The sequence below is a fragment of the Novosphingobium sp. KN65.2 genome, from assembly GCF_001368935.1.
GTDB lineage: Bacteria > Pseudomonadota > Alphaproteobacteria > Sphingomonadales > Sphingomonadaceae > Novosphingobium > Novosphingobium mathurense.
The window spans coordinates 1-696 of the sequence record NZ_CCBH010000221.1 but is presented as its reverse complement, the minus strand read 5'-3'; the positions used below and the strand labels follow the sequence as shown (position 1 = coordinate 696).

At 62.1% G+C, this 696-nt stretch carries 1 protein-coding gene; it reads right to left on the bottom strand.

Going from position 1 to position 696, the window contains the following annotated elements; translation table 11 throughout:
* Nucleotides 1-106 precede the first annotated feature (106 nt).
* A partial coding sequence (locus SPHV1_RS23385) for a DNA adenine methylase (protein WP_054948402.1) occupies nucleotides 107-696 on the bottom strand: 590 nt, incomplete at its 5' end.

The following is a 696-nucleotide window of genomic DNA, read 5'->3' as shown; positions in this document are numbered from 1 at the left end:
GAATAAGGCGGGCTAAATGATCGAGAAAGGTTCTTCGGGTCGCAGGGCTGATCTAGGATGCTTTGGTTAATCATTTCACAACGGCAACGAGTGCGGCGCTGGCCTGCTATGAGTCCACTTCCAGCAGCGCGGCGAGGATCGCAATTCGCTCGCCCGCAGGCAGCTCGCTAAACATGCGTTTCCAACGTGCCGCCTTGCGCTTGATCCTCTGGCGATCGGTGAAATCCACCCCGGCATGGGTGGCCCAATGCGCCGCGTCGGGCGCATAGTTCATCCATAGACATTCGGTGCGCGGCCCGCCTCGCGTCATGGCCTGATAGGACAGGACGCGCCAGCGCGGCGCGGGCAGCAGTTCGCTATACAGGGACGAGGGATAGCCTGAAATCATCACCGAGGCGGGCAGCGCATCGAGGACGGCCAGCAGTTCCCTATGGTCCGCTTCCGTATAGTCATAGCGGTAGCGCGTGCCCGGATGGGAGCGCGTGGCGAGGACATAGGGCGGATCAGCATAGATCAGCACGCGCCCAGCGGCCGAAAAGTCGAAATCGCGCAGGAAGGCGAGGCAATCGACGTTGTAGGTTTCGACGGCCGCGCCATCGAACGCGCTCGATTCCTCTGCCGCGATCGAGCCGAAGCACTCAAAGGTAGCCGGATCAATTTCGAGGCCGATCGAGCGGGCAGCGGGAGGCTTGCGCC